The organism is Parasphingorhabdus sp., assembly GCF_049667325.1.
Classification (GTDB): domain Bacteria; phylum Pseudomonadota; class Alphaproteobacteria; order Sphingomonadales; family Sphingomonadaceae; genus Parasphingorhabdus.
This window is the reverse complement of record NZ_JBATHY010000173.1, coordinates 1-4118: the sequence shown is the minus strand read 5'-3', so window position 1 is coordinate 4118 and position 4118 is coordinate 1. Positions and strand designations below refer to the sequence as shown.

At 57.3% G+C, this 4118-nt stretch carries 5 protein-coding genes and 1 pseudogene; 2 read left to right on the top strand and 4 right to left on the bottom strand.

Annotation, left to right across the window (positions count from 1 at the left end):
- Positions 1-165: 165 nt before the first annotated feature.
- The 4 genes from WBM93_RS07800 to WBM93_RS07785 are packed head-to-tail and all read right to left on the bottom strand — an operon-like array spanning position 166 to position 3219.
- A complete protein-coding gene (locus tag WBM93_RS07800) occupies positions 166-429 on the bottom strand; it encodes a hypothetical protein (RefSeq protein WP_424430464.1) in 264 nt (87 codons plus the stop codon).
- Positions 429-1331, bottom strand: a complete 903-nt coding sequence (locus WBM93_RS07795; RefSeq protein WP_424430461.1) for a mechanosensitive ion channel family protein — start codon at positions 1329-1331, stop codon at positions 429-431. The genes WBM93_RS07800 and WBM93_RS07795 overlap by 1 nt, the downstream gene beginning before the upstream one ends.
- 8 nt (positions 1332-1339) lie before the next feature.
- The gene (fumC, locus tag WBM93_RS07790) at positions 1340-2737 is read right to left on the bottom strand and encodes a class II fumarate hydratase (protein WP_424430458.1); all 1398 of its coding nucleotides are present in this window, start codon (positions 2735-2737) and stop codon (positions 1340-1342) included.
- Positions 2734-3219 (bottom strand): SspB family protein, encoded by a 486-nt coding sequence (locus WBM93_RS07785; protein WP_424430455.1) that lies wholly within the window; start codon positions 3217-3219, stop codon positions 2734-2736. The genes fumC and WBM93_RS07785 overlap by 4 nt, the downstream gene beginning before the upstream one ends.
- A 113-nt stretch (positions 3220-3332) precedes the next feature.
- Here WBM93_RS07785 and hisB point away from each other — a divergent pair, with 113 nt between their 5' ends.
- Both hisB and WBM93_RS07775 read left to right on the top strand, forming a co-directional pair.
- On the top strand, positions 3333-3926 hold the full coding sequence (gene hisB, locus WBM93_RS07780; RefSeq protein WP_424430452.1) for an imidazoleglycerol-phosphate dehydratase HisB: 594 nt from the start codon (positions 3333-3335) through the stop codon (positions 3924-3926).
- Positions 3919-4118, top strand: a pseudogene (locus WBM93_RS07775) (imidazole glycerol phosphate synthase subunit HisH); the annotation flags it as partial. The gene hisB and the pseudogene WBM93_RS07775, both read left to right, overlap by 8 nt.

The following is a 4118-nucleotide window of genomic DNA, read 5'->3' as shown; positions in this document are numbered from 1 at the left end:
TCGGATCAGAAAGAAACGCTACCGCATGCTCTAACGAGACTTCCAATCTTACCTTCATCAATCTTCCTCAGGACGACGTGGTTGCGGATGCGAATTAGGGTTACAGTGCACTAATTTACTGTGAACTACGGTGACAGTTCACCAAATACACCCAACAACCCCTATTCAGCCCTCTCGCTCCTCCGGCACCGGCCGACCCTCAATATCAATCACCGCCTCGGAAGCAGGCAGCATCTCGGCCTCTTTTTTATCATCATAGAGTTTCTTGGCGATCAATGCCCCGCCTACCAGCAGCGCGCCGGGGATGGAGCGCGTCGCCAGACGGGCGGCGATCATGCCGAGGCCGAAATTGCGCAGACCGTGGCCCTTGCTGTGTTTGCGCGCTTCGTTACCGACCAATGTGGTGAATATATTTCTGACTATCGACATTATTTCTTACCATCGCTTTCAAGCCGGATCGGTTCCCGGAAATTGTGGGTAACCTGAGGGAAGGGAATTTCAATATCGGCCTTGTCGAGCGCGATCTTGATCCGGCGGACCACGGAATCCCTGCTGTCCAGCATAGCGGCAATATCACTGCCGGACCACCAGCGCACGGTAAAATCGATCGAACTGTCATTGAACTGGGTTGCCAGCACATCCACCGGTCGCTCGGGATCAACGCCATCTGCCGACGCAACCGCCTTGCGGATAACCTCGCGCGCCTGTTCAAGATCGGTATGATAGGCCACGCCGGTAGTGATCTCGTGACGACGCGATGCTTCGTCGGTCAGTATTTCCAGCGTATTCTTGAACATATGGGTGTTGGGAACGATCAGCAGCTCGCGCGACAATTTGCGGATATGGGTGTCGCGCAACCGGATCATCTCTACCGTGCCTTCGATATCACCGGCCTTGATATAGTCGCCAATCCGCATCTTTTTGCGAGCCATGATAAAAATTCCCGCCAGGAAATTTTCGAAAAAATCCTGAAATGCAAAACCAATCGCAACCGTGCCGAGGCCCAGTCCGGTGATAAGGCCGGTGGGGGTCAGGCCCGGCAGCAAGATGGTGAGCGCGATCAGCGTCCCGAAAATCCAGATTGCAATCCGGATTAGCGTGTCGATCAGGGCGCGGAGCGACGGCCTCATTTCGCGCTTTCTGGTGATCCAGTCGGCAATCCGGCTTGCGGAGCTGGCAACCAGCCATGTGACCAGAAACACGACGAGTGCAATGATCATCCCGGGAACCATCTCGACCAGGCTTTCCCAGATTTTCCACAACTGGCGAACCAGTACGCCGGCGGTATCGACTGACTTGTCGATGGTATTGTCGAGGGGACTGTTCATCATCGCATCTGTCAGCTCTGCTTGTTTCCCGTCATGGTCTCGGGACGGACATGCTTGTCATATGTCGCTTCGTCGACGAGACCCAGTTCCAATGCCGCACTACGCAAAGTCTGGCCGGTCGCGTGGGCATGCTTGGCAATTTTTGACGCATTGTCATAACCGATAACCGGGGCAAGCGCGGTGACCAGCATAAGGCTGCGATCAACCAGCTCCCTGATGCGCGCTTCATTGGCCTCCAGTCCCTCGACGCAGCGCTCGGCGAAACTCGACATGCCGATCGACATGATCTCGATCGAGCGCAGCACATTGGCGGCTATAAGCGGCTTGAACACATTGAGTTCCAGATGACCCTGCAGCCCGCCGACGGTCACCGCCTGGTGATTGCCGATGACCTGCGCCGCGACCATGGTCAGCATCTCGCACTGGGTCGGATTTACCTTGCCCGGCATGATCGAGCTGCCCGGTTCATTGGCGGGCAGATCAAGCTCGCCGAGGCCGGAACGCGGCCCGGACCCGAGCAGCCGGATATCATTGGCGATTTTGGTCAGCGAAACCGCCAGCGTATTCAGCGAACCGGACAATTCCACCATCGTGTCATGCGCCGCCAGTTCGGCAAATTTATTGGGGGCGGAAGTGAATTTCAGACCGGTGATCTTGGAGATTTCCTTGGCGATATTCTCGCCGAAATTTTCCGGTGCGTTGAGGCCGGTTCCCACCGCCGTGCCGCCTTGTGCCAGCCTGTGCAGCCGGGGCAGGACGCTCTCGACCCGGTCGCGGGCGGCGACCAGTTGCGCCGCATAGCCGGAAAATTCCTGTCCCAGAGTGAGCGGGGTGGCGTCCTGAAGATGGGTGCGGCCGATTTTGACGATAGACTTCCACTGCTGTGCCTTTTCCGCCAGCGCGTCGTGCAACTGTTCCAGCGCAGGGAACAGCTCGACTTCCAGCGCCCGCGCTGCGGCTACGTGCATGGCTGTAGGGAAGCTGTCATTGGACGATTGACCGCGATTGACATGGTCATTGGGATGGACCGGATATTTGCCGCCGCGGGTGCCGTATATCGCCTCGTTGGCAACACCGGCGATCACTTCGTTGACGTTCATGTTCGACTGGGTTCCCGACCCGGTCTGCCATATGGTCAGAGGGAATTGATTGTCGTATGCGCCGGTCCGCACGGCATTTGCCGCTTTTTCAATCGCAGCGGCAATTTCCGGTTCGAGGCCATGGATGCCATTGACCCGTGCTGCCGCCTGTTTGACAACGGCCAGGCCATGGATCAGCCGGATCGGCATGCGTTCCTGTCGCGGGAAGGGAAAATTTTCGATGCTGCGCTGGGTCTGCGCTCCCCAATAGGCATCGGCTGGTACTTCGATCTCGCCAAGAGAATCGGTTTCTATGCGGGTCCCGCTCACTTTTTCTTGCCGAAGTCCACCGTCACCACGTTGGAGCCGTCATCAGCGACTTCGACCGCTTCCGTGTCGCCGTCATTCTCCGCCGGATCATGGCCGTCTATCTCGCCTTCGACCTCGTCAACGTGGAACTGAAGCGCAAAATCGACCGCCGGATCGACGAAGGAGGTGATCGCCGCGAACGGGATATGCAGCATCGAGCTGATCTGGTTGAAGCTCAAGCCTACTTCGAACCGGTCCTCGTCAACCTTCAGATCCCAATAACGGTTCTGGATGACAATCGTCATCTCGTCCGGAAACCTTGCGATCAGATGGTCCGGGATGTCGACGCCGGGCGCGCGGGTCTTGAAAGTGATGTAAAAATGATGCTCGCCGGGCAGACCGTCTTTGACGACCTGTCCCAGCACCCGGCTTACGACGGCGCGCAGGGCTTCCTGTACGATTTCGTCGTAAGGAATCAGGCTATCGGGGGCATCATCGCTCATTTGTCCTAGGTGGCGCGAAGCGGGCATCGGGTCAAGGGCGTAAAATGAATTTCGCATCGCCGAAGGCCGCGAAATTCTTGCCTGATTTGCTCAAGCCTTTATAGGCCAGTTGCATGAGAACCGCGACAATCGAAAGAAATACCAAGGAAACCGAGATTTTTGTCGAGTTGAACCTCGACGGGACCGGTCAATATGACGTGTCTACCGGGATCGGTTTTCTCGATCATATGATCGAACAATTCTCGCGCCATTCCCTGATTGACCTGAAATTGCGGATCAAGGGTGATCTGCACGTCGATCAGCACCATACCACCGAAGACAGCGCCATCGCGCTGGGGCAGGCGATTGATCAGGCGCTTGGCGACAAGGCCGGGATCGTGCGTTACGGCAATGCCTATTCGCCGATGGACGAGACGTTGAGCCGGGTTGCGCTTGATATTTCCGGGCGGCCTTATCTGGTCTGGAACGCGGCGTTCACGCAGGAACGGCTGGGCGAGATGGACACGGAAATGTTCAAGCACTGGTTCCACAGTGTCGCCGATGCGGCCGGGATAACCCTCCATATCGAGCTGCTCTACGGTGAAAATAACCACCATATTGCGGAAAGCATCTTCAAGGGTTTTGCCCGCGCAATGCGCCAGGCGGTAGAGCGTGATCCGCGCAAGGGCGATGCGATTCCTTCGACCAAGGGGCAGCTGGGTGGCTGAGACGATAGCGCTGATCGATTTTGGCGCCGGTAACCTGCACAGTGTCCACAATGCACTGATCGCCGCCGGTGCCGGGGACGTGTCTGTGACCGCTGATCCGAAAATGGTTGCTCGGGCAGATCGTATCATTCTTCCCGGCGTCGGCGCCTTCGGGGCATGCCGTGATGCTCTGCTGGCAATCGACGGAATGGT

Excerpts from the sequence above, each read along its gene's own strand:
- WBM93_RS07795 (WP_424430461.1), bottom strand. The coding sequence starts at position 1,331 with ATGATGAACAGTCCCCTCGACAATACCATCGACAAGTCAGTCGATACC.
- WBM93_RS07785 (WP_424430455.1), bottom strand. The coding sequence starts at position 3,219 with ATGAGCGATGATGCCCCCGATAGCCTGATTCCTTACGACGAAATCGTA.
- hisB (WP_424430452.1), top strand. The coding sequence starts at position 3,333 with ATGAGAACCGCGACAATCGAAAGAAATACCAAGGAAACCGAGATTTTT.
- WBM93_RS07800 (WP_424430464.1), bottom strand. The coding sequence starts at position 429 with ATGTCGATAGTCAGAAATATATTCACCACATTGGTCGGTAACGAAGCG.